General features: G+C 66.3%; 20 protein-coding genes. 8 read left to right on the forward strand and 12 right to left on the reverse strand.

Going from position 1 to position 22,834, the window contains the following annotated elements:
• Positions 1-88: 88 nt before the first annotated feature.
• Complete coding sequence (locus ACQCSV_RS15840) at positions 89-1,378, forward strand: ISL3 family transposase (protein WP_426938764.1); 1,290 nt, start codon at positions 89-91, stop codon at positions 1,376-1,378.
• A 293-nt stretch (positions 1,379-1,671) separates the two neighbouring features.
• Here the strand turns inward: ACQCSV_RS15840 and ACQCSV_RS15845 are convergent, their stop codons facing one another.
• From ACQCSV_RS15845 to ACQCSV_RS15865, 5 genes are all read right to left on the reverse strand, one after another.
• A complete protein-coding gene (locus ACQCSV_RS15845; protein ID WP_354153209.1) occupies positions 1,672-3,099 on the reverse strand; it encodes a GTP-binding protein in 1,428 nt (475 codons plus the stop codon).
• Positions 3,100-4,047 (reverse strand): sulfate adenylyltransferase subunit CysD, encoded by a 948-nt coding sequence (gene cysD, locus ACQCSV_RS15850; protein ID WP_354153208.1) that lies wholly within the window; start codon positions 4,045-4,047, stop codon positions 3,100-3,102.
• On the reverse strand, positions 4,044-4,778 hold the full coding sequence (locus tag ACQCSV_RS15855) for a phosphoadenylyl-sulfate reductase (protein WP_354222773.1): 735 nt from the start codon (positions 4,776-4,778) through the stop codon (positions 4,044-4,046). The genes cysD and ACQCSV_RS15855 overlap by 4 nt, the downstream gene beginning before the upstream one ends.
• The gene (locus ACQCSV_RS15860) at positions 4,775-6,520 is read right to left on the reverse strand and encodes a nitrite/sulfite reductase (RefSeq protein ID WP_354153206.1); all 1,746 of its coding nucleotides are present in this window, start codon (positions 6,518-6,520) and stop codon (positions 4,775-4,777) included. Before ACQCSV_RS15860 ends, ACQCSV_RS15855 begins: the two co-directional genes overlap by 4 nt.
• A 142-nt stretch (positions 6,521-6,662) precedes the next feature.
• Positions 6,663-7,397, reverse strand: a complete 735-nt coding sequence (locus tag ACQCSV_RS15865) for a CbiX/SirB N-terminal domain-containing protein (RefSeq protein WP_354222771.1) — start codon at positions 7,395-7,397, stop codon at positions 6,663-6,665.
• Between the two features lie 61 nt (positions 7,398-7,458).
• Between ACQCSV_RS15865 and ACQCSV_RS15870 the strand changes: the two genes are divergently transcribed.
• Together ACQCSV_RS15870 and ACQCSV_RS15875 are read left to right on the forward strand one after the other, a co-directional pair.
• Complete coding sequence (locus tag ACQCSV_RS15870; RefSeq protein ID WP_426938765.1) at positions 7,459-8,166, forward strand: trimeric intracellular cation channel family protein; 708 nt, start codon at positions 7,459-7,461, stop codon at positions 8,164-8,166.
• A gap of 13 nt (positions 8,167-8,179) precedes the next feature.
• Positions 8,180-8,608 (forward strand): hypothetical protein, encoded by a 429-nt coding sequence (locus ACQCSV_RS15875; RefSeq protein WP_193341890.1) that lies wholly within the window; start codon positions 8,180-8,182, stop codon positions 8,606-8,608.
• A 123-nt stretch (positions 8,609-8,731) separates the two neighbouring features.
• Here ACQCSV_RS15875 and ACQCSV_RS15880 read toward each other — a convergent pair whose 3' ends face one another.
• From ACQCSV_RS15880 to ACQCSV_RS15905, 6 genes are all read right to left on the reverse strand, one after another.
• Positions 8,732-9,571 (reverse strand): type IV toxin-antitoxin system AbiEi family antitoxin domain-containing protein, encoded by an 840-nt coding sequence (locus tag ACQCSV_RS15880; protein ID WP_354222769.1) that lies wholly within the window; start codon positions 9,569-9,571, stop codon positions 8,732-8,734.
• A 414-nt stretch (positions 9,572-9,985) separates the two neighbouring features.
• Positions 9,986-11,086: a polyprenyl synthetase family protein gene (locus ACQCSV_RS15885; protein WP_354153202.1), complete on the reverse strand. Its 1,101-nt coding sequence runs from the start codon at positions 11,084-11,086 to the stop codon at positions 9,986-9,988.
• Positions 11,083-12,414: a geranylgeranyl reductase family protein gene (locus ACQCSV_RS15890; protein WP_426938766.1), complete on the reverse strand. Its 1,332-nt coding sequence runs from the start codon at positions 12,412-12,414 to the stop codon at positions 11,083-11,085. The genes ACQCSV_RS15885 and ACQCSV_RS15890 overlap by 4 nt, the downstream gene beginning before the upstream one ends.
• Positions 12,415-12,419: 5 nt before the next feature.
• Entirely contained in the window at positions 12,420-13,196 is a 777-nt protein-coding gene (locus tag ACQCSV_RS15895; protein WP_354153200.1) for a demethylmenaquinone methyltransferase, read from the reverse strand.
• Positions 13,197-13,208: 12 nt separating this feature from the next.
• On the reverse strand, positions 13,209-14,225 hold the full coding sequence (locus ACQCSV_RS15900; RefSeq protein WP_354153199.1) for an L-idonate 5-dehydrogenase: 1,017 nt from the start codon (positions 14,223-14,225) through the stop codon (positions 13,209-13,211).
• Entirely contained in the window at positions 14,222-15,607 is a 1,386-nt protein-coding gene (locus ACQCSV_RS15905; RefSeq protein ID WP_426938767.1) for an MFS transporter, read from the reverse strand. Before ACQCSV_RS15905 ends, ACQCSV_RS15900 begins: the two co-directional genes overlap by 4 nt.
• A 200-nt stretch (positions 15,608-15,807) precedes the next feature.
• Here ACQCSV_RS15905 and ACQCSV_RS15910 point away from each other — a divergent pair, with 200 nt between their 5' ends.
• The 5 genes from ACQCSV_RS15910 (at position 15,808) to ACQCSV_RS15930 (ending at position 20,987) form a co-directional block, all read left to right on the forward strand.
• A complete protein-coding gene (locus ACQCSV_RS15910; protein WP_426938768.1) occupies positions 15,808-16,521 on the forward strand; it encodes a GntR family transcriptional regulator in 714 nt (237 codons plus the stop codon).
• A gap of 98 nt (positions 16,522-16,619) precedes the next feature.
• Entirely contained in the window at positions 16,620-18,014 is a 1,395-nt protein-coding gene (locus tag ACQCSV_RS15915; RefSeq protein WP_426938769.1) for an isochorismate synthase, read from the forward strand.
• A 245-nt stretch (positions 18,015-18,259) separates the two neighbouring features.
• Positions 18,260-19,213: an ABC transporter substrate-binding protein gene (locus tag ACQCSV_RS15920; RefSeq protein ID WP_354153195.1), complete on the forward strand. Its 954-nt coding sequence runs from the start codon at positions 18,260-18,262 to the stop codon at positions 19,211-19,213.
• A gap of 35 nt (positions 19,214-19,248) precedes the next feature.
• Complete coding sequence (locus ACQCSV_RS15925; protein ID WP_354153194.1) at positions 19,249-20,214, forward strand: amino acid ABC transporter permease; 966 nt, start codon at positions 19,249-19,251, stop codon at positions 20,212-20,214.
• The gene (locus ACQCSV_RS15930) at positions 20,211-20,987 is read left to right on the forward strand and encodes an amino acid ABC transporter ATP-binding protein (RefSeq protein ID WP_354153193.1); all 777 of its coding nucleotides are present in this window, start codon (positions 20,211-20,213) and stop codon (positions 20,985-20,987) included. The genes ACQCSV_RS15925 and ACQCSV_RS15930 overlap by 4 nt, the downstream gene beginning before the upstream one ends.
• An 89-nt stretch (positions 20,988-21,076) precedes the next feature.
• Here the strand turns inward: ACQCSV_RS15930 and menD are convergent, their stop codons facing one another.
• Positions 21,077-22,762: a 2-succinyl-5-enolpyruvyl-6-hydroxy-3-cyclohexene-1-carboxylic-acid synthase gene (gene menD, locus ACQCSV_RS15935; RefSeq protein WP_426938770.1), complete on the reverse strand. Its 1,686-nt coding sequence runs from the start codon at positions 22,760-22,762 to the stop codon at positions 21,077-21,079.
• Between the last annotated feature and the right edge of the window lie 72 nt (positions 22,763-22,834).

Consider the following 22,834-nt stretch of genomic DNA (forward strand, 5'->3'; position numbering starts at 1 on the left):
ATAGGTTCGTGTTGTAGTCAGCAAAGGACTCGTGGTCCTGCTGGGATGAGTGTTACTACGCATTCAACCTGAACAGGAACCACGAGCCTTGATAGAGCCTACTTGGGCTGGCCATGATGCTGCCAGCATGATCTTCAACCTGCATGATTATCGTGTCTTGGCTACTGCCGTGCTCCCTGACGGGGTTCGTCATGTCACCGTGGAGTCCACCTTCCCGCCGGGCTGCCCGAGCTGCGGGGTCATCGCTTCCCGGGTCAAGGAACGCCGCTGCCAGAAGCTCCGCGACATCCCGGTCGCCGGCTCCGTAGTGCTCCTCTGGGACAAGCGGCGCTGGTTCTGCGACGAGTACTTATGCGATCGGAAATCGTTTTGCGAGGCAACCCCTCAGGTCCCTCGCCGGGCACGATCTACACGCAGGCTCCGGGAGACGCTGGTGGACGCGGTCATCGATTCTGGCCGTGCCGTATCCGAGACGGCCACGGCGTTCGGGATCTCGTGGTGGCTGGTCCAACAGGTCATCGGTGAGGCCGCGCTCCGCCTGCCCGACGTGGACCTCCTTTCGCCGCGGATGCTGGGCATCGACGAGCACCGGTACCGGTCGGTGCGGTTCTTCCAGGACTCCGGCACGAAGGCCTGGACCCGGTATGAACCGTGGATGACAACGATCGTGGATCTGGACACCGGGCAGGTCCTGGGCATCGTGGACGGACGCGACCACAAGGGTGTCGGCGACTGGCTCTTCGCCCGGCCGCTGGACTGGCGGCTGGGGGTGCAGGTCGTCGCGATTGACCCGTCCGCGGCGTTCCGGAAGGCGCTGCGGATGTGGTTGCCGCGCACGGCGGTGTCGGTGGATCTTTTCCACGTGACGATGCTGGCCAACGACATGCTCACCACGGTCCGTCAGGGCCTGTCCCAGCAGGTAAGGGGCCGGCGGGGCAGGGCCACGGACCCGGCGTGGGCGAACCGGATGCTGCTGCTGAAAGCAAACGAAAACCTTTCAGAACGCGCCCGCCACCGACTCGCCGGGGTGTTCGCCGCTGATGACCCGACGGGCAGCCTCGAGGTCGCCTGGCAGGTGAAGGAGCAGCTCCGCACCCTACTGAACACAAGTTCCCTGGAGGACGCGGGTGCGGCGAAGAACGCGCTTGCTGACCTCGTGGAACGGGCAGCAATGCCCGAGACCAACAGGCTCTACCGCACCGTCTGCCGCTGGTGGAATGAGATCGAAGTCCTCATTGTCACCGGCGCGACAACAGCCAAAGTCGAGGCGAATAACACAGCGATAAAGCACATCAAACGCACGGCGCGAGGCTACCGGAACCCGGACAACTACAAATCGCGTATCCTCTTGAGAAGTGCAGCCCGGATGGCAGCATAAGCGTTCATCTCAGCAGACCATTCCCCGGGAACCTTGAAGAGCCGCTTTGCCCCTTCCCCTTAGCAGTGGCGCGCATTCGGTGTCGCCAGAGGCCGTTGCCTACCTGTATCCCTACTGGATGATGGCCTGGGCCGCCTATGCCGCTCCGAAGATGGCATCGTCCAGTTCTCCGACGGTGACTGCGACCCGGACCACCTCCTGCCAAGGATACGAAACGACAAAACCGCGGCTTGTTCGCAAAACCGGCCCGTGAAGGCCAGGATCTGCGAACAAGCCGCGGTCTCGGGTAAAACTCAGATGCTGTAGCGCTCGTCCTCGTGGTCCCCGGGGTGGTCCTTGACCAGGCCCGCGGCCAGCGTGTTGCCGTCCAGCGGGTCGATCACCAGGAACGCGCCGGTCCGGCGGTGGTGCAGGTAGTTCTCCAACGGCAGCGGCGCGGAGAGCCTCAGCTGCGCGTGGCCGATGTCGTTCAGCTCCAGGCTGGACGCGCCCTCGAGCTTGAACGTGGCCAGGTCGAGCTTGCCACTGACGCTGCGGACCAGCGCCTGGACAGTGCGCGTGCCGTGCTTCACCAGCACCTTGGCGCCTTCACGCAGCGGCTTCGGCGAGAGCCAGCACAGCGCGGCGTACAGGTCAGCGGTGGCCTCCGGGAAGGTCCCGGCGGCGGCAATAGTGTCACCGCGGGCGACGTCGAATTCCTCCGCCAGGCGGATCGCCACAGACTGCGGGGCGAACGCTTCCTGCAGTGATTCGCCGGCGAAATCGATGCCGGTCACGGTGGTGGTGCGGGCAGCCTGGCCGGGGGTCAGCACTGACACCGAATCCCCCACCTTCACAGACCCCTCGGTGATCTGGCCGGCGTAGGCGCGGTAGTCACGAAAGGCCTCAACATCCAGGCCACCGGCAACGGCATCGGGAGCCAGCGCACCCTGCGGCCGGATGACCAGCTGCACGGGGAAGCGGAAGCTCTCCAGCTGCGTGTCGATCTCGTCCGCGGCCGGCAAGGTTTCGAGGACCTCGAGCAGGGCCGGGCCGTCGTACCAGGGGGTGCGTTCGGAACGGTCCACCACGTTGTCGCCGTCGAGGGCGGACACCGGAATCACCAGCAGGTCATCGATGTGGTCCGCGCTGCCCAGCTCGGCGGAGCCGATGCCCAGTTCGCGGGCCACCTGCTGCACGTCGGCCTGGATTTCGCGGAACACGGACTCGCTGAAGTCCACCAGGTCGATCTTGTTCACGGCCACAATCACGTGCGCCACGCGCAGCAGCTGAAGCACGGACAGGTGCCGGCGCGTCTGCTCCAGGACACCCTTGCGGGCGTCAATGAGTACGACGACGGCATCCGCCGTGGACGCGCCGGTCACCGTGTTTTTGGTGTACTGGACGTGCCCGGGGCAGTCGGCCAGGATGAAGCTGCGCTGGTCTGTGGCGAAGTAACGGTAGGCCACATCGATGGTGATGCCCTGCTCCCGCTCGGCACGCAGGCCGTCCGTCAGGAGGGCCAGGTCGATCCCGCCCTTCTCGCCGCCAAAGCCGCGGTCGGAGGAGGTCCGGGCAACGGCGTCGAGCGTGTCAGCGAGAATCGCCTTGGAGTCGTGCAGGAGGCGGCCCACCAAAGTGGACTTCCCGTCGTCGACCGATCCGGCGGTGGCGAAGCGGAACAAAGTGGTAGGCAGGGCCGTTTCCAGCTCGGCGGCCAGGAATGAAGTTTCGGTGCTCATTTAGAAGTAACCATCCTTCTTGCGGTCTTCCATGGCGGCCTCGGAGATGCGGTCATCTGCACGGGTGGCGCCACGTTCGGTGATGGTGGAGGCGGCAACTTCGATCACAACGTCGCCCACGGTGGCTGCGTCCGACTCAACCGCACCGGTGCAGGACATGTCGCCCACGGTGCGGTAGCGGACGGTTTTGACGATGACTTCCTCGTGCGGCAGCGGCTGGGAAACCTCGCCCACCGCACGCCACATGCCGTCGCGGGCAAACACTTCGCGGTCATGGGCGTAGTACAGGCCCGGCAGCTCGATGTTCTCGCGTTCGATGTAGCGCCAGATGTCCAGCTCGGTCCAGTTGCTGATGGGGAACGCACGGACGTGCTGGCCCACAGTGTGGCGGCCGTTGTAGAGGTTCCACAGCTCGGGGCGCTGGTTGCGCGGGTCCCACTGGCCGAACTCGTCACGGAGGCTCAGGATGCGCTCCTTGGCGCGGGCCTTGTCCTCGTCACGTCGTCCGCCGCCGAAGACGGCGTCGAACTTGTTCTGCGAGATGGCGTCCAGCAACGGCACGGTTTGAAGCGGGTTACGGGTGCCATCAGCACGCTCGGCGAGTTCGCCGCGGTCGATGAACTCCTGGACGCTCCCGACGACGAGCTTGAGTCCCAGCCGCTCCACCGTCCGGTCGCGGAAGCCGATGACCTCGGGGAAGTTGTGGCCGGTGTCCACGTGCAGCACGGGGAACGGGACCTTGCCCGGCCAGAACGCCTTGGTGGCCAGGTGCAGCATCACCACGGAGTCTTTGCCGCCGGAGAACAGCAGCGCAGGCTTCTCGAACTCGGCCACGACTTCGCGGATGATGTGGATCGCTTCGGACTCGAGGGTGTCCAGGCTGGAGAGGCGCGTGGATACGGCGGCTTCAGTCACCTGGGTGGTCTCCTCAGTTAGGAAAGTGCTCATACGTGTAGTCCGCATTCTGTCTTGTCGGTGCCTGCCCAGCGGCCGGCGCGGGGGTCGTCTCCGGGCGCCACCTTGCGGGTGCAGGGCTGGCAGCCAATGGAGGGGTAACCCTGGGAAAGTAGCGGGTTGACGGGCAGGAGGTTGTCGTCGGAGTACTGGACCAGCTGGTCGAACGTCCACGCGGCCACCGGGTTGACCTTGACCAGGCCGTTGACCTCGTCCCAGGTCACCAGCGGGGTGTTGGTCCGGGTGGGGGCTTCGTCGCGGCGGACGCCGGTGAACCAGAGTTCGTAGCCGGCCAGCGTGCGGCGCAACGGGGCCACCTTGCGGAGGGCGCAGCACTGGGCGGCGTCGCGGGCAAAGAGGTCCTTGCCCAGGAGCCGGTCCTGCTGTTCCACGGTGTTCTCGGGAAGCACGTCCACCACGTTGACGCGGAGGTTCGCGGCCACCTCATCACGTGTGGCGTAGGTTTCCGGGAAGTGGTAGCCGGTCTCCAGGAACAGGACGTCGACGCCGGGCAGCTGGTCTGCGACCAGGGCCGGCAGGACGGCGTCGGCCATGGAGCACGCAACGGCAACAGAGGACAGGTCGAAGTTGCGCTCCACCCAGGCGATGACGTCGCGGGCGGGGGCGTCCCAGCCGAGCTCGGCAGCGCCGGACTCGGCGATGACTTTGAGCTCGTCATGGGTGCGGAGCTTGGCAGGCGATGCCGCCGGCTGAGCGTTGGTCACTGGAGGGCCTCCTCGTCAGCTGCGTGGGCCCATTCGGCGAACGTCTGGCCTTCGGAACGCTTGGCCACGAAAGTGCGCACCACGCGTTCCACGTAGTCCGGCAGGTCCTCGACGTACACCTTCAGGCCGCGGACGGTGCGTCCCAGGCCTGCCTCTTCGCGGCTGTCGGAAGCCAGCCCGCCGCCCAGGTGGACCTGGAAACCCGGGGAGGGGTCGCCGTCGGGCGTGGGAAGCATCATGCCCTTAAGCCCGATGTCCGCGGTCTGGATGCGGGCGCAGGAGTTGGGGCAGCCGTTGATATGCAGGGACAGTGCGTGCGGCAGTTCGCCGGACTCCGCGAGGTCCGCCAGGCGGCGTTCCAGGTCAGCGACCGCGGTGGCTGCGGTGACCTTCGTTTCCACGATGGCCAGCTTGCAGTATTCGATGCCGGTGCAGGCGATGGTGCCGCGGCGGAACACGGACGGGCGGGCGGACAGGCCCAGGGCGTCCAGCTCGGCAACCAGCGGTTCCACGTGGTCCTTGGCAACGTCCAGCACTACGAGCTTCTGGTGCGGGGTGGTGCGCAGACGGTAGGAGCCGCGGGCCTCAAGGGTGTCCGCGAGCTTGACCAGCTGAGCGCCGGACAGGCGGCCGGCCAGCGGGGTGGCGCCGATGAAGAACTTGCCGTCCTTCTGCTCGTGCACGCCGATGTGGTCGCCCGGGGTGGTTGGTTTGGGCGCGGCGGGACCGTCGGCCAGCTTGTAGCCGAGGTATTCGTCCTCGAGGATCTGGCGGAATTTCGCCGGTCCCCAGTCGGCCATCAGGAACTTCAGGCGGGCCTTGGTGCGCATGCGGCGGTAGCCGTAGTCGCGGAAGATGCTGGTGACGCCGAGCCAGACTTCGGCAGCCTCCTCGGGCTTCACGAACGCACCGAGGCGCTTGCCGAGCATCGGGTTGGTGGACAGCGCGCCGCCGGCCCAGAGATCGTAGCCAACGCCCAGTTCGGGGTGGCGGACGCCCACCAGGGCGAAGTCGTTGATCTCGTGGACCACGTCCTGGCTGGGGTGGCCGGTGATGGCGGTTTTGTACTTACGCGGCAGGTTGGACAGCAGCGGGTTGCCGATGAAACGCTCGCCCAGCTCCGCGATGAGCGGCGTGGGGTCGATGATTTCGTCCTTGGCGATGCCGGCCACAGGCGAGCCCAGGATGACACGGGGCACGTCGCCGCAGGCCTCGGTGGTGGACAGGCCAACACCCTCAAGCCGCTTCCAGATCTCGGGGATGTCCTCCACCCGGATCCAGTGCAGCTGGATGTTCTGGCGGTCGGTGAGGTCGGCGGAATCCCGGCCGAAGTCAACGGAAATCTGGCCGATGACGCGCAGCTGCTCGGTGGTGAGGGCGCCGCCGTCGATCCTGACCCGGAGCATGAAGTACTTGTCTTCGAGCTCGTGCGGCTCGAGCGTGGCGGTCTTGCCGCCGTCGATCCCGGGCTTGCGCTGGGTGTACAGGCCCCACCAGCGGAAGCGGCCGTGGAGGTCCTGGCTGGGGATGGCGTCGAAGCCGTCCTTGGAGTAGATGGTCTCGATACGCTCGCGCACGTTGAGGCCGTCGTCTTCCTGTTTCCAGGTTTCGTTGGCGTTCAGCGGGGTTTTGCCGTCCACTTTCCACTGCCCGTGCGGCTTGGCAGCGGGGCGGGAGGCGCGCGCGGGGCGCTTGGCGGCGGCGGGGTCCACGGACGCTCCGGCTAGAGCTGTATCAGTCATGCATCGACTGTAGGTGCCTGCCGAAGTGCGTCACAAAGGTCCGGAAACGGGAGGTCACCTAGGGAAACAATTCGTCACGAACCGCCGGAGAGCCTTGAAGAAGGCCGCCCGCTGTGCTGGGTTGCCGTTTCCTGGCGGGCGGCTATTGACCGTGGGCGACGGCGGCGTCGAACCGTTCCAGCGCGATCTCGGCGAGCACCGGCGAGGGCAGCAGTGGTTCTGTCACGAGGTCGGCTCCGGCTTTGGCCAGCTGGTCGTGAAAGAACCCCGGCGCGAGCAGGTACGAGGCAATCACCACGCGGCCGCCGTCGTCCACGGCCCCCGCGGACTCCCCCGCCCCGGCACCCCCTTCCAGTTCCAGGCGGAGCATGGCGACGGCGTCGGGCACCGACGGCTGGGCAGAGGCACCGTAGGCGGGCAGAATCCGGTTCCGCCGCAGCGCCCTGAGCTGGGCGGCGAGCTCTTCCACGCTGACAGCGGCCTTCGGGTTGGAGGACCCGGCCGCGGCGAGGACGATCGCGTCACGGTCCGTCACGCCGGCTTCGCGGAGGCGCTGGTCCAGCAGGGCTGCGAGCCGCGGGTCCGGGCCGAGCGGCGCGGCAGCCAGGCTCCCCGGACGGCTTTTCACGGCCCGGGCGATGTCCACCTTGACGTGGAAGCCCACGCTCAGCAACAACGGCACGACGACGGCAGTTGAGTCTGCGGGCAGGCCCGCCACCACGTCTACGAGGTCCGGCTGCTGGACGTCCACGTAGGCTTCCCGCACGTCCAGGCCAGGGCGCAAGGCGGCGATGTCAGCGCGCAGCGCGTTGACCACCGCGGCGCCCTGCGTGCTGGATGTCCCATGGGCGCAGGCGATCATGATCGGGTTGTTCATAGGGGCTAGCGTAACGTTGGAGCCGCCCTGTCCGCCCACCATGAAACCGCCGGGACGCCTCATGACATTGCCGTTCGACACGTTGCCGTTCGACATCGACCTGGTGTGGCTGGACCTGGCCGGGGTCTTCTTCTTCGCCGTCTCCGGGTCCTTGTTGGCGGCACGGAAACAGTTCGACCTGGTGGGCTCGCTGCTGCTGGCGTCCCTGGTCTCCCTCGGCGGCGGCGTCATCCGCGACATCATCCTCAACACCACACCGGCGGCCTTCTCCAACCCCGCGTATCTGGTTCCCCCGGTCCTGGCCACCGTCCTGGTGTATTTCCTGTACTCCAGCGTGCAGCGGTACACCTCGCTGCTGGTGCTGTTCGACGCTGGCGGGCTGGCCCTGTTCTGCATCACCGGAACGCTGAAGGCCCTGGCCTTTGGGATGAATCCGGTGGCCGCCGTGCTGCTCGGCGTGACCACGGCGGTGGGTGGCGGCCTGCTGCGGGACATCACCGCGAACGAGGTGCCCCAGCTGTTCAACCCCCGGGACCTCTACGCGCTGCCGGCCTTCAGTGGGGCGGCCTTGACCGCGCTGCTCTGGGTAACAGGGGCCTTCAACGCATTGACGGCGTGCGCGGTGGCGGCCGTGGTGTTCGCGTTCCGCGTGGTTGCCTGGCGCCGGTCCTGGTATGTCCCGCTGGCCGTACATGGCTTGCACCGGCGGGGCTCCGGTGGTGGCGGGGCTGATGGGGCTGGCAGCGGCTCGGGAGCGGGCCGCAGTTAGCTAGGATATGAGCATGACTGACATGTTCCTCGAGAAGTTCCGCGCGCTTGTTCCGACCCATCTCGAGGACGAATGGCAGGAAGAAGACGGCCTGCCTGCGGATGAACTGGACGCGGCCCTCGCCGAGCACCAGTTCCAGGTTCCCCTGGCCCTGCGCGAGTTTTACCTGGCGGTGGGCGGCTGCGAGGACATCATGGAGGCGTACCACTACTTCTGGGATCCCGAAGAGCTGGAAGTGGATGACGAAGGCTTCCTGATGTTCCTCGAGGATGAGGAAGAACAGTTCACCTGGGGCTTCCGTGTGGGCGACCTCGGCATCCCTGACCCCATCGTGTACCGCCGCAACAACGCCCGCGGCCAGTGGAAGAGCGAAGAAGGCACGTTCTCCGAATTCGTCTTCGACATGTTCGAGTGGGCCTTCAACGACGAGGAAGAAAACTAGGGTCCTCCCCGCCTGTGCCCTTGTGCCCTGTCCGGCCGAAACGGGGCACTTCGACACGGACGCGCCGCTTCCTAAGCCAGTTTCTTCGGAAACGTCGCCCAAAGTGCCCCACGACGGCGCGACTCACCTCGCACCGAAAGCCCCCTGCCGCGACTGTTCCAGTACCGCCAACACCTGGCCAACCATGCGGTCAGGGTGATAGACGACGTCGTCATAGCCGAATCTAAGGCCAAGACGACCACCGATGAGTGTGGCGTTGTTGCGCTTTCGGTCCTTCTTAACTTGCCTGGGCTCCAGGTGAGTGTCACCGTCGGTTTCCACCACGAGGCACTCCTCGATAAGAAAGTCCACCTCCCCAACCCCGGGAAGTTCCACATGCCTTCGGACATGGAGTCCCGCCCGCCGGAAGTGGCGGTTGGCCAGCACCTCCAGGATGGAATCCGCCCGAGGGATCACCATGTCCAGAACGGCCCTGGCGCGGGCATTCCGGTTTCCGGGGAGCTTACGCCGCAGGAAATCCAGGCTTATGTCGCCCCTCTGGGCTGCGCACTGAAGCATGACCAGCGATTCCACTGCGGGCAAGCAACGCAACGAATGAATCAGGACATCGGCCAGGCCGGCCACCGGCAGCCATGGGTGGGCCGGGTGGGGGCATCGGCCGTGGGCCAGCGTCCCCGGCGGTGTCCCCTTATGCCCTGGACTGAGGTGCACGGATCTTGGTTCATGAAGCGTCCACAGCTGGTATATGGGGGCAGCCGACAGACACGTCAGCAGAGCGTTGTGCTGCAGCGCCAGGGCGAATACGCCTGCCTCACGCGGCATGCTGTAGATGCCTCGTCGGATCCGCACAACCCGCCCGGCCGCCAGTGCCTTGTCGACGGAGGCCCGGGAAAATCCGGCCTCGCGGAGCGTCGACGCCCGGGTCACGCCGGCTCGCGTGCCGAGAAAAGTCTCAATATCCATCGTTCCACGGTGAACGCGGATAACAGCAAAGGGCAGACCCAAGATGCCGCATGTGGACAACTGCGCCGTCGTGGGGCACTTCGCCACGGACACTCTGTCCCTCCAGCCCGGAATGCCCACCGGAGGCCTCAATGTGCCCCACGAATGAGACGAAGAGAGGAAGAAAAGGCCTGTGACACGCGCAGTAACAGCAGGCTTGCACCCTGTGACAGAGCTGTCATACACTGTTCACGGATCCGCTAAACGCCTCCGGCGGGTCTGATGCGAACGGAGATATAGCCCCGGTTCGACGCAACGTGTGATTCGTTTCGTTGCTGAGAACCGGGGCTATCGCATTTAACGAACTCACCCAAGCAAACAGCGGGGCCCCGGCCAGGTTCAAACCCGCCGAGGCCCCGCTGCACACCAAGAGAATCAGCTGGCGCGGTCCACCACAGCCAGGGCGAAGTTGGCCAGCGAAGACTTCACAACACCTTCGGGAAGCGGCGCCAGCGCGGCAATGGCTTCGTCGGCCCAGCGGCGGGCGATCACCCAGGACTCGGCTGTCACGGGGTGCTCGCGCAGCCCGGCAACGGCGGCAGCCAGGGAAGCATCGGAGCTCAGGTCCCCATCAATGAGCTTCAAAAGGTCGACGGCGGACTGGTCACCGGCCGCCGCATCGCGCCGCAGGAACAAGACAGGCAGGGTGGGCACACCTTCGCGAAGGTCCGTGCCCGGTGACTTGCCGGACTTCACCTTGACGCCGGTGACGTCAATAACGTCGTCCGCCAACTGGAAGGCCACACCCACCTTTTCACCGTACTCCACCAGGAGCTCCTCGTAGGCCTCGTCGGCACCGGCGAAGATGGCACCGAGCTGGCCGGACGCGGCCACCAGGGAACCGGTCTTGTCCGCGATGACGGACAGGTAGTGCTCCACCGGGTCCTCGTCCGGGCGCGGGCCCACGGTTTCGTGCAGCTGGCCCAGGCACAGGCGCTCGAACGTCCGGGCCTGGATTCCAAGCGCGCGTGAGCCCAGCTCGGACACCAGGATGGACGCGCGGGCGAAGATGAGGTCGCCGGTGAGGACAGCCACGGAGTTTCCCCAGACCTCGTGGGCCGTGGGGGCGCCGCGGCGGAACGGGGCCGAATCCATAACGTCGTCGTGGTACAGCGTTGCCAGGTGGGTCAGCTCCACCACCACGGCAGCCTGCACAACAGCGGGCAGCGAGGCGTCGCCGAGGTGGGCGCACAGCAGCGTCAGCAGCGGCCGGATACGCTTGCCACCGGCTTCCACGAGGTGACGCGACGTTGCATCAGCCAGCGGGTCTGAGTTGGCAATGGCCTCGCGGAGCTTCTTCTCCACGCGGGCCAGGTTATTGGTGATCGCGGGGCCCAGTTCGGCGTCCTCCGCGATGGCCGCAAAGCCGGCGGGCAGCTGCAATTCCGTGGCAATGGCGGTGGTATTGAGGCTGGGTTCGGAGTCCGGCAGGCCGTGCCCGGCGTGCGTCCAGCTGTGGTCTGCGGAGTTAGTCACTGGTTAACCCTAACTTTTTGTTGCGGATACCGCTGATTCGAGGCCGACGCTGTATTGGATGTGGCCGGAACCAGTGACTCCAGGACGCGGATGGCCCTGTCCTCGAAGCCTTTCGCGGCCGGGTCGGTCAGGTTTGCGAGCAGCCGCACCACAAAGCGCATCAGCACGGGAATGGGCATCCCGGTCCGCAGCGCGAGCTTCATGACGGCGGGTTTTCCGATCAGCGCGGCAAATGCCCGGCCCAGCGTGAAGTGCGATCCCCACTGGCCCCGCACATAGTCCGCGTACCCCGCCAGGTGCGCGTCGGCGTCGTAGGTTGCCCCTGCAGCAGAGGAGCGAGCGGACGCGTCAATGATGAACTCGGCCGCGAACCGTGCCGATTCCATCGCGTAGGAGATGCCCTCGCCGTTAAACGGCGAGACCATGCCACCGGCGTCGCCCAGCAGCAGGAGGCCGGGCGAGTAGTGAGGGGTGCGGTTGAAGCCCATGGGCAGCGCGGCGCCACGGATTTCGCCCACCTGGTTGTCCGGGGTGAAGCCCCACTCGGCGGGCATGCCGGCAGTCCATTCGCGCAGGACCTGCCTGTAGTCGAGCTTGCCGAATTCTCGGGACGAATTCAGGATGCCGAGGCCCACATTGGAGGTTCCGTCGCCCACGCCGAACACCCAGCCGTAACCGGGGAGCAGTTTTCCGTCGCGGCCGGGGAGCTCCAGCCAGCCTTCCATCCAGTCGTCATCGTGCCGGGGTGACGTGAAGTACGTGCGGACGGCGACGCCGAGGGGGCGGTCGTCGCGCTTGTGAATGCCCAGCGACACGGCGGTTCGGGTGGAGTTGCCGTCTGCGGCGAGTACGACGTCGGCGCTGAAGTCGCGCGTCTCCCCCGTCTTGCGTCCGGACTCGTCCAGGAGCGCTGCGCGGACACCGGTCACACGGCCGTCTTCAGACCGCAGGGCTTCGGTGACGCTGTGCCGCTCGAGGATTTCGGCGCCGGCGGCCTGGGCGTGGCGGGCCAGTTCCTCGTCGAAGCCCAGGCGCGTGCGGATCAGGCCGTACTGCGGGAAGTCGGACACCTCGGGCCAGGGCAGTTCGATGGTGCGTCCGCCGGCGATCAGGCGGAGGCCCTTGTTCCGGCGCCAGCCGTCCGCTTCAGGGTGCGGCAAGCCGAGCTTCTGGATTTCGCGGACCGCCCGCGGGGTGAGGCCGTCGCCGCAGACCTTCTCGCGCGGGAAGCTGGTTTTTTCCACGACGGTCACGTTGATGCCGGCCTTGGCAAGGTAGTACGCGGCGGTTGAACCGGCTGGCCCCGCGCCGACAATCAGAACATTCATGCCGTTCAGCGGACGATGTTGCGGCGAAGCTTGGCCACAGGGCCCTTGTGCGCGGCGATGGCTTCCGCGGCACCCTCCGGCGTGGATTCCAGCGGTTTGGTGGCACGGTGCACGGCCACGATCCCGCCGGTCAGGTTGCGATACGTGACCTTTTCCCAGCCGGATTCCTGCAGCCAGGCGGCCAGGTGGTCCTGGTCCGGCCAGGCGCGGATGGATTCGGCGAGGTACACGTAGGCGTCCGGGTTGGAGGCCACCTTGACGGCGATGGCCGGCAGGGCACGCATGAGGTATTCGGTATACATGGTGCGCCACAGCGGAACCACGGGCTGGGAGAACTCGGCGATGACCAGCTTGCCGCCGGGCTTGGTGACGCGGAGCATCTCGGCCAGCGCCCTCTTGGGCTCGTTGACATTGCGCAGCCCGAAGGAAATGGTGCTGGCGTCGAAGCTGTTGTCCGCGAACGGCAGGTTGGTGGCGTCGCCGGCGACGAAGTTGATGTCCGGGCGGCGGCGCTTGCCCACCTTGAGCATGCCGAGGGAGAAATCACAGGCGATGACATCTATGCCTGCATCGGCATACGGCTCGCTGGAGGTGCCGGTTCCCGCAGCCAGGTCCAGCACGCGCTGGCCCCGTTTCATGTCCATGGCGTCCACCACGATCCTGCGCCAGCGGCGGGTTTGTCCCATGGAGAGGACATCGTTGACGACGTCGTACTTAGGTGCGACGTCGTCAAACATCGTGGCTACTTCGTCCGGACGCTTTTCCAAGGATGCTCGGTTCACCATGCAATTGTGTCAGACAAACTTGAGAAGGACTTTCGACGAGCCGGTCCCCCGGTCCGAGGCGACCGCAAATGCCTCGGCCACGTCACCGGCGTCGAACGTGTGGGTCAGCAGCGGCTCAACGTCCAGCCCGTCCGCCAGGTACGCGAGGGCGTCATCCAGTTCGTCCGCGAAGCGGAAGGTCCCGCGGTAATCAATCTCCCGGAAGACCAGAGCGGCGAGCTCGGCCGTCACGGGCCCGGCCGGCAGATTGCCCACCTGGACCACGGTCCCCCCGCGGCGCACGGCCGCCAGGACACCGCCCAGGGCCCGGGCAGCGCCGGAGGCCTCGAACGCAACATCCACCTCGGGAAGCTGCGCGCCGGAACCCACCAGCACGACGTCGTCGGCTCCCATCCGTTTGGCGATCGCCAGCGAAGTCTCCGAGAGGTCACTGGCGACAACGCTGGCTGCGCCGGCGCGCCGGGCGGCGGCCACCAGCAGCGCGCCGATCGGCCCGGCACCGTTCACCAGGACGTCCTTTCCTGCGAGGCTGCCGGCCCGGCCGACGGCGTGGATGGCCACAGCGAGCGGCTCCGCGACGGCGGCCTGGCGGGTGGTGACGCCGTCGGGCAGGCGGCGGAGCTGGCCCGCCGGGACGGCCTTGCGGGAGGCGAAGGCACCGTCCGTGTGGGGCCGGTGCGTGGCGCTGCCGTAGTAGGTGACCTGCGGGCAGAGGTTGGTGCGTCCGGCGAGGCAGTCGGCGCATTCGCCGCAGGACACGGCGGGGTGGACGGTCACGGCGTCGCCCACCGCGAAGCCCGTCACGCCTTCGCCGAGCTGGGAGATCCGGCCGGCGACCTCGTGGCCGAGCACCATGGGATCGGCCAGGAGGCTCAGCCCGGAGGCGCCGTGGCTGACGTAGTGGAGGTCGGAGCCGCAGATGCCGCCGTATTCGACGTCGACGATCACCGAGCCGGCCGGGCAGTCCGGGTCCGGACGGTCCTCGAGGCGCAGGTCTCCGGCGGAATGGACAACGACTGCTTTCATACTGCGTCCTCCACGAGGGTCAGGTCGCGTCCCTTGGTTTCGGGGGCGAAGAAGGTGGCCACAAAGGCGACGGCGGAGTAGAGGACCATCATTCCGGCAACCGGCCACCAGGAGTTGGTGAAGAGGGCCAGCAGGCCTGCGGCGATGATGGGGGCCAGGCCGCCGGAGAGTACGCCGCCGATTTCCTTGGCCATGGCCAGCTGGGTGTAGCGGTTGCGGGAGCCGAAGAGTTCGTTGACGTAGGCGGACTGGACCGAGAACATGCCCAGCACGGAGACGGACAGGCCGATGATCAGGGCCAGCGAAACCAGGAACGGATCGCGGGACTGCATCATTAGCAGGGCCGGGATGGCGAAGCACATCTGGAAGCCGGACAGGGCGCGGTACATGGTGCGGCGGCCCACCGTGTCGGAGAGCCAGCCGGCCAGCGGAACCGTGGCGAAGCCGAGGAACGAGCCGATCAGCAGCGCGAAGGTGCCCACGCTCTTGTCCATGCTCAGACCGGTGACGATGTAGCCGATGAGGAAGGTCTGGATCATGGCCGAGTTGCCGGATTCGCCGATCCGCAGAGCCATGGCCAGGAAGAAGGCCTTGCCTTTGCGCTTGGCTTTGGTGGTCGGTGCGGAGGCCTGTGTGGACTGCCGGACGGCGGTGCCGGACGTCGCGGCGAAGGCGGCGGCAGCAGCGGCGTCGGCGATTTCCTGCTCACGGGTGGCCTCGAAAACGGGGCTTTCCTTCAGGTTGCGGCGCATCCAGAGGGCGTACAGCGTGATGCCGATGCTGGCGATGAACGGCAGGCGCCAGCCCCAGCTCATGAGGGCTTCTTCGGGCAGGAGGGTCAGCAGGACCCACAGGCCGGCGGCCAGCAGCGTGCCGGAGTTGGTGCCGAGGCAGACGAAGGAGGCGATCAGGCCGCGCTTCTTCGGCGGGGAGTATTCGGCCAGCATAACCGAAGCCCCGGAGAGTTCAGCGCCGGCGCCGAAGCCCTGGGCGAGGCGCAGCAACACCAGGATGACCGGCGCAGCGATGCCGATCTGGGCGTAGCCGGGCAGGAAGCCGATGAGCATGGTGGACACGCCCATCATCATGATGGTGATGACCAGGACCTTCTTGCGGCCCACACGGTCACCCATGCGTCCGAAGAACCAGGCGCCGACCGGACGGGCCAGGAAGCCCACGCCGTAGGTGATGAACGCGACCAGCAGGCCCACTACGGGGTCGAAATTGGGGAAAAAGATTTTGGGGAAGATGATGGCGGCTGCCAGCGAGTAAAGCTGGAAGTCCATGTATTCCATGGCCGTGCCGAGCCAGCCGGATACTGCTGTTTTGATCAGGTCTTTGGATGAGCGCTGGGTGGCGCCGATCTGGATTGTTGCCGTCATGAACCCCTCTGTTCTACGGGTCTGGCCGGATGCACAGCTTCAATGATGCGGCATGGCCAGACGTTTTTTCTTGTCCCCGCATTGGAACAACGACTGCCATTCAAGCACTGCCATACCAGTCTGTCAACAGGTGACCCGACTCTTACCCCCCGCCCCGGGCTGACGGTGCCCGGACTGGGCAGCACAGCTACTGTGGAAGCATGGCCGTCCCCGATACCACCCCGCGCATCTCCGCCCGGATGATGGCGTATGCGCAGATCCGTGAGCGCATCATCTCCGGCGAGAACGCTCCCGGGACGCTCCTCTCCGAGAACGAACTCGCGCACCACCTGGGCACCAGCCGCCAGCCCATCCGGGAAGCCCTGATGCTCATCGCGCAGGAAGGCCTGGTCGAGATCCGCCCGCAGAGCGGCACCTACGTGACCTACCTGGACCCGGACATCGTGGCCCAGGCCCAGTTCATCCGCGAGGCCATCGAAGTCGCCTCGCTGGCTGACTGCGCCCGCAACATCACCCCTGAAGCCGCGGCCGCACTCTACGAACTCCTGGACCGGCAGGACGCCTGCAGGACGCGCGAGGAGTTCTACCCGCTGGACGAGGACTTCCACCGGTCCCTGCTGGCGATCGCCGGCCATGAAACAGCCTGGGCCACCGTTTCCAATGCCAAGGGCCACCTGGACCGCGCCCGTTACCTGGGGCTCAGCGGCTACCGCGGCATCACGGAATACGCGGCCGATCACCGGCACGTGCTGGACGCGATCCTCGCCGGCGACCTTTCGGCTGCGGAAGACGGCCTGCGCAGCCACCTGCGCTTCATCCTGGACGACGTCACGAGCATGCGCGCGGCACGGCCGGACCTGTTCTCCGCCCCTTCCGGGCCGGAGCGACGCACCGGCCGGCCGGCCCGGGTCTAAGTCCGGGACTTCGCGGGCGCGTCCTTTCCGCTCCCCCACTGCGACCGGCACGGCCCAACGCGGCCGCGCCGCATACGCGGGAGTAATGTTGTCTCATCATGACGAGCACGTTCCGCACCCTCACAGTCCACCTGGATGGCAACGCATCTGACGGCGGACTGCCGCAGTTCCTGGTCCGGGACGACGTCCTCTGCTGGACCCGCCGCGAAGCCGGCCTGGTGGGCTTCGGCGAGATCGCCCGCTTCACGGCCACCGGCCCTGAGCGTTTCCTCGAGGCCGACATCTGGTGGCGCCACCAGGTCCTCGAAGCGGACATCACAGACTCCGTGGAGCTGCCCGGCACCGGCCCGGTGGCTTTCGGCTCCTTCGCATTCTCCAAGAAGTCCACCCATGTATCGCGGCTGATCGTGCCGGAAATCGTGGTGGGCGTCCGGGACGGCCAGTACTGGCTCACCCAGTTAACGTTCGACGACGGCGAACTCACCGAAGCGGGCGCACTCGCCGCGCTGGACGGCTGGCTGAGCGGTGGCAGCGTGGGTGAGCCCGGCGTCGTGGGTGAGTCCGGCGCTGCCGGGGACGGCACGTCCGTCGCACTCACGTCGAAGGAGGACGGCGCTGTCGTGCGTCCTTTGCCTTCCGCCGACGGGGCCACCCTGCACACCGGCTCGCTCAGCGAGGAAGACTGGATGGCCGCAGTGGCCGCGGGTGTGGAGGAGATCCGGACCGGTGCGCTGGAGAAACTGGTGCTGGCACGGGACATTGTGGCCACGGTGCCATCGGGCGTGAACGCCGCGCAGGTGTTGCGCGAGCTGGCCGTGCGGTACCGCGAATGCTGGACCTATGGCGTGGACGGGCTGGTGGGCGCCACCCCGGAAATGCTGATCCAGGTGGAGGGGCGCACAGCCCAGGCGCGCGTTCTGGCCGGGACGCTGGACCGCCGCGATGCGCACGGCGAGGCCGGGATTCCCATGGACTATGCCGAGCGGGTGCTCGCCGGGTCCGAGAAGCAGCGCCACGAGCACGAGATCGCGATCCAATCGCTGACGTCACAGCTGGCACCATTTTCCGAGGCCATGAACGCCCACGACGAGCCTTTCATTTTGGAACTGCCGAACGTGTGGCACCTCGCGTCGGACGTAAAGGCGGAGCTCGCCGAAGTGGAGGGCCATGTGCCCACGTGCCTCGCGCTGATCAATGCACTGCACCCCACCGCCGCGGTCTGCGGCACACCCACGCTGGTAGCCGGCGCCCTGATCCGCAAGCTTGAACACCTGGACCGCGGCCCGTACGCGGGACCGGTCGGCTGGCTGGATGCGGCCGGGAACGGCGAGTGGGGCATCGCCCTGCGCGGAGCCGTGATCGAAGATCCTCATACCGTGCGGTTATATGCCGGTTGCGGCATAGTTGACGGCTCCCAGCCGGAAGCCGAGCTGGCGGAAACCTGGGCGAAGTTCCGGCCGATGCTGGAGTCGCTGGGCTTCGGCGGCACCTAATCCACTGCCCAGCCTCCCAACTGACTCGCAGATAACGTAGCGAAATCGCGTTTGCACAGCGTTAACTGCGACCTAGTTGGGCGGGCATCTAAAATTCCAGACACTCACCGTCAAAAAACCCTTGCGCTTTGGGGTACAAAGTTATCCAATAGTGAAACAAAGTTTTCTGTGACGCACATCTCGTTTTCGGCGGTACGCTATTAGCCGCTTAGGAAAAAATCCCTCCTGCAACAAAAGGTAAGAATATGCTGATTTCCCGCAAGCCTTTGGGCACCTCCAAACTCAAGGCCATGACGGTCCTCGCCATTGGCGCCATCGCGCTTTCCGCCTGCACCAACGCGTCGCAGAATGCCACGCCCGGCAGCACATCAACGGATTCCGACAGCGCCAAAGCCAGCTTCGATCCGTCCACCATCACCAAAGATGATTCGCTGGCCGCCATGGTTCCGGCGGCAATCAAGTCCAAAGGGACACTGACCATCGGTTCGGACACCTCTTACGCCCCGGCGGAATTCCTCGGCCCGGACGGACAGACGCCGGTGGGTTACGACGTCGACATCGCCAAGGCAATCGGCGCCACCCTGGGCCTCAAGGTTCAGGTGCAGACGGCCGAATTCACGGGTATTCTTCCCGCCCTCGGCCCGAAGTACGATCTGGGCATCTCCTCCTTCACGATCAACCCTGAGCGGCTTGGGGCCGTAAACTTCGTCAGCTACTTCAATGCCGGAACTGCTTGGGCCGTCCAGAAGGGCAACCCCAAAAAGTTCTCCATGGATGACGTGTGCGGCAAGTCAATCGGCGTCCAGACCGGAACCGTCCAGGAAGATCCGGACCTGGCCGCCCGTAACAAGAAGTGCACCGACGCCGGCATGAAGGCCATCGATATCATCACGCTGAAGAACCAGACCGACGTCACCACCCGTCTGGTCAACGGCAGCATTGACGCCATGGCAGCGGACTCCCCCATCATTGGATACGCCCTTTCCCAGACGAACGGCCAGCTTGAACGGCTTGGCGCCGTTTACGACGCCGCGCCGCAGGGCATCGCCGTAGCTAAGGCGGATACGGCCTTGGCGGACGTAATCCAGAAGACGGTCACCAAACTGATCGCGGACGGGTCCTACAAGAAGATCCTGGACGGCTGGGGCAACGCGGACGGCGCCATCACCAAGTCCGAAGTCAACCCGGCCGTCTCCTGAACGTGACCGCAACCGACCAAATAGCAGGTCCCCTAATGGAACACCACCCTCCCGAAGCACCGGTACTGAATAAAGCAGTACCGGTGCGGCATCCTGGCCGCTGGATCAGCGCCATCATCATCCTTGGCGCCCTGGTCCTCTTCCTGCAGAGCCTGGTGACCAACCCGAACTTCCGCTGGGACATCGTCGGGACCTACATCCTGGACACCAAGGTAGTCCAAGGCGTCGGCTGGACCCTGCTACTGACCGTTGCGTCAATGGTCCTGGCCATTGTGCTGGCGATCCTGCTGGCGTTCATGCGCCAGTCGGACAACCCCGTGTTCCGCTGGTCCAGCTGGGCGTGGGTCTGGTTCTTCCGGGGCACGCCTGTGTACACCCAGCTGATCTTCTGGGGCCTGGTATCCGTCCTGTACCCGAAGATCAGCGCGGGAGTCCCCTTTGGACCCGAGTTATTCAGCCTGGACACCAGCACCGTGGTCACGGCACTCGCGGCCGCGATCCTGGGACTGGGCCTAAACGAATCGGCCTATCTGGCCGAAATCTTCCGGGCAGGTCTGAAGTCCGTTGACCGCGGCCAGATGGAAGCCGCAGAGGCCTTGGGCATGGGCAAAACCAAGATCATGTGGCGGATCATCCTGCCGCAGGCCATGCGCGTCATTGTTCCACCCACCGGCAACGAGACCATCGGCATGCTCAAGACCACATCCCTGGTCCTGGCCGTACCGTTCACGCTGGATCTCACGTTCGCCTCCAATACGCTGGCCAACCGGACCTACCTGCCTGTTCCGCTGCTGATCGTGGCGGCCATCTGGTACCTGGTGATCACCAGCCTGCTGATGGTTGGCCAGCACTTCATCGAGGCCTACTACGGCAAAGGTGTGGACAACCTGGCCCCCGCAGCAATCAACCCGGCGGCCGCCAAGGCAGCTGCCGCAGCGGCTCCGAGCGCCACCGCCGAGCCCGCCCTGCGGATGGACTTCCCCGAGGAGGACCCAAAATGACCATCACCGCCGAGAAACCGCTGGTGAAGATCGAGGGCCTGCACAAGTACTACGGTCACCACCATGTGCTGCGCGGCATCGATCTGACCGTCAACCAGGGTGAGGTGTCCGTGGTGATCGGGCCGTCCGGTTCGGGCAAGTCCACCATGCTGCGCTGCGTGAACCTGCTGGAGACCATCAGTGCCGGGCGCATCTCCGTGGGTGGCAACCTGATCGGCTACCGCGAGGTCAACGGCCGGCTCCACGACCTGAAAACGAAGGAAATCGCGGCCCAGCGCCGGGAAATCGGCATGGTTTTCCAGCGGTTCAACCTGTTTCCGCATAAGACGGCCCTGTATAACGTCATGGAAGCGCCCATGCAGGTCAGGGGCCAGTCTCGGGTTGCCGCCAGGAAGCGGGCCCTGGAACTCCTGGACCGAGTTGGTTTGGCGGACCGTGCCGACCACTACCCGTCGCAGCTTTCAGGTGGCCAGCAGCAGCGCGTGGCCATTGCCCGGGCTCTGGCCATGGACCCGGAACTGATGCTCTTCGACGAACCCACATCCGCCCTGGACCCCGAGCTCGTGGGCGACGTCCTGAACGTGATGAAGGACCTCGCCAAGTCCGGCATGACCATGATCGTGGTGACCCATGAAATCGGCTTTGCCCGCGAAGTGGGCGACCGCTTGACGTTCATGGACGGCGGCGTTGTGGTCGAATCGGGCGATCCCCGGGAAGTTCTGGCCAACCCGCAGCACGCCCGCACCAAGGAGTTCCTGAGCCGGGTCCTCTGATCCAATCAACCTCTGACTCGAGCAACGCGGGGTCACTTACGGCCCATTATGCAGTACATGATGGGCCGTAAGTGACCCCGCGTTGCTTCTTATAGGCCGACGGCGGCGGCCACGGCGGCCTTGATGCGGGCGTGCAGGGCGCGGAGGCCAACGCGGTCCGTGCGGACTTCGATGATGCTGCGCCCCTTCAGCGGTGCGGCCAGCGCCTCGGCGAGTCCCGCCGTCGTACTTACCGAGCAATGCCCGACGCCGTACGCTGCGGCGAGTGCCGCGATGTCCACGGTGTGGGGGGTGCCGAAGAGCCGTTCGACGGCGTCGGAGTAGCGTCCGGATTCACGCACGGCCCCGTGCTCCAGCAGATCGAAGATGGCACCGCCGGCGTCGTTCAGCACCACGATCCGCAGCCCGGGTTCGGATTCGCCCGAACCGAGGAGCAGGCCGCCGGCGTCGTGCAGGAAAGTGACGTCACCCAACAGCAGCGTGGTGTCCTGGCGGCCGCCGAGGGCAACACCGGTGGCGGTGGAGATGGTGCCGTCGATCCCGGCGAGGCCGCGGTTGGCGTACACCGTCGCGGCTGGCTCGGCGGCGGGCAGGCCGGCCAGGTCAACGTCGCGGATGCCGTTGGAGGAGCCCAGCATCAACTGGCCGCGGGCATGCTGCCAGACCAGGGCGCCCACCGAGGGTCCGGTGGCGGCGGGCTCGGCGGCCAGGACGCCGTCGAGTGCGTGCTGCGCTCCGGCCCCGGCCAGCAGCCAGGTATCGAGCCAGTCGGACGGGCCGCGGCCGGCGAAATCCGCGAGGTCGGCCAGGTTCTCCAGCGGAAGTTCCGTGCGCCGGCCCGGCTGGTACCAGGCCACAGGAAGTGGCTGGTAGAGCGCGGACGGCACGTCGGCCCGCTCCAGCAACGCAGCTACCGGGCGAGATAAGGTGGGCCGGCCGAACATCACCACCCGTTCGATGGGCTGTGCCGCGGACGGTCCGAAGTGTTCCAGCAGCAGCCGGTATGGGCCCACAGCGTTGGGGCCGAACCGGGCGTTGGAGGACGGCTCCGCGAGCAGCGGCAGGCCGTGTGAGCGGGCGAACGCCTCGGCGACGGGCCCGGCGTCGTGCCCTGCCAGCACAACGGTGCGCCGTTCCTCCAGCGAGGCCGGCGCGGGCGGGAGATTCATGGTGAGCGGGTCGGTGCCGATCCGGAACCTGGAGTGCCCGGCCGCCGCCGCAAGTTCCTCTTCCGGTGCTGGGACCAGCGGGTCGCGGAACGCCAGGTTCAGCTGGACCGGCCCTGGCGCGAACTCGGAAAACGCACCCGTGGCCGCGGCCAGTGCCGTTTCCACGGCGCGCTGCGGGCTGCTGCCGGCCGGGACGTCGGCGGCGAAGCGCACGTGCTCGCCGAACAGGTCCAGCTGGATGGTGGTCTGATTGGCGCCGGTCCCCTGCATTTCCTCTGGCCGGTCCGCGGACACCACCACCAGCGGCACGGCCGCGTGGTTGGCCTCCATCACGGCGGGCAGAAGATTCCCGACGGCGGTGCCTGAGGTGGTGAGGACGGCCGCCGGGGAGCCGGTGGACAGCGCCAGGCCCAGGGCCGTGAAGCCGGCGGAACGTTCGTCGATCCGGACCAGGAGGTCCACGCGGCCGGCCGCTTCTGCCTCCGCCAGGGCGTAGGCCATGGGGGCGGAACGCGATCCGGGCGAGACCACCACGAACTGGACTCCGCCGTCGATCAGGGCGTCGACGGCGATCCGCGCGGCGGCGAGGGAGTTCAGGGAAGTCACCGAACCAGTTTGCCATCCTGCGGACGCCAGTATGTCCCGGCTCTCCCGTCTACCACCCGTTGCTCTATCACT

The sequence above is a fragment of the Pseudarthrobacter sp. S3 genome (assembly GCF_050156905.1).
In the GTDB taxonomy this organism is placed as follows: Bacteria; Actinomycetota; Actinomycetes; order Actinomycetales; family Micrococcaceae; genus Arthrobacter.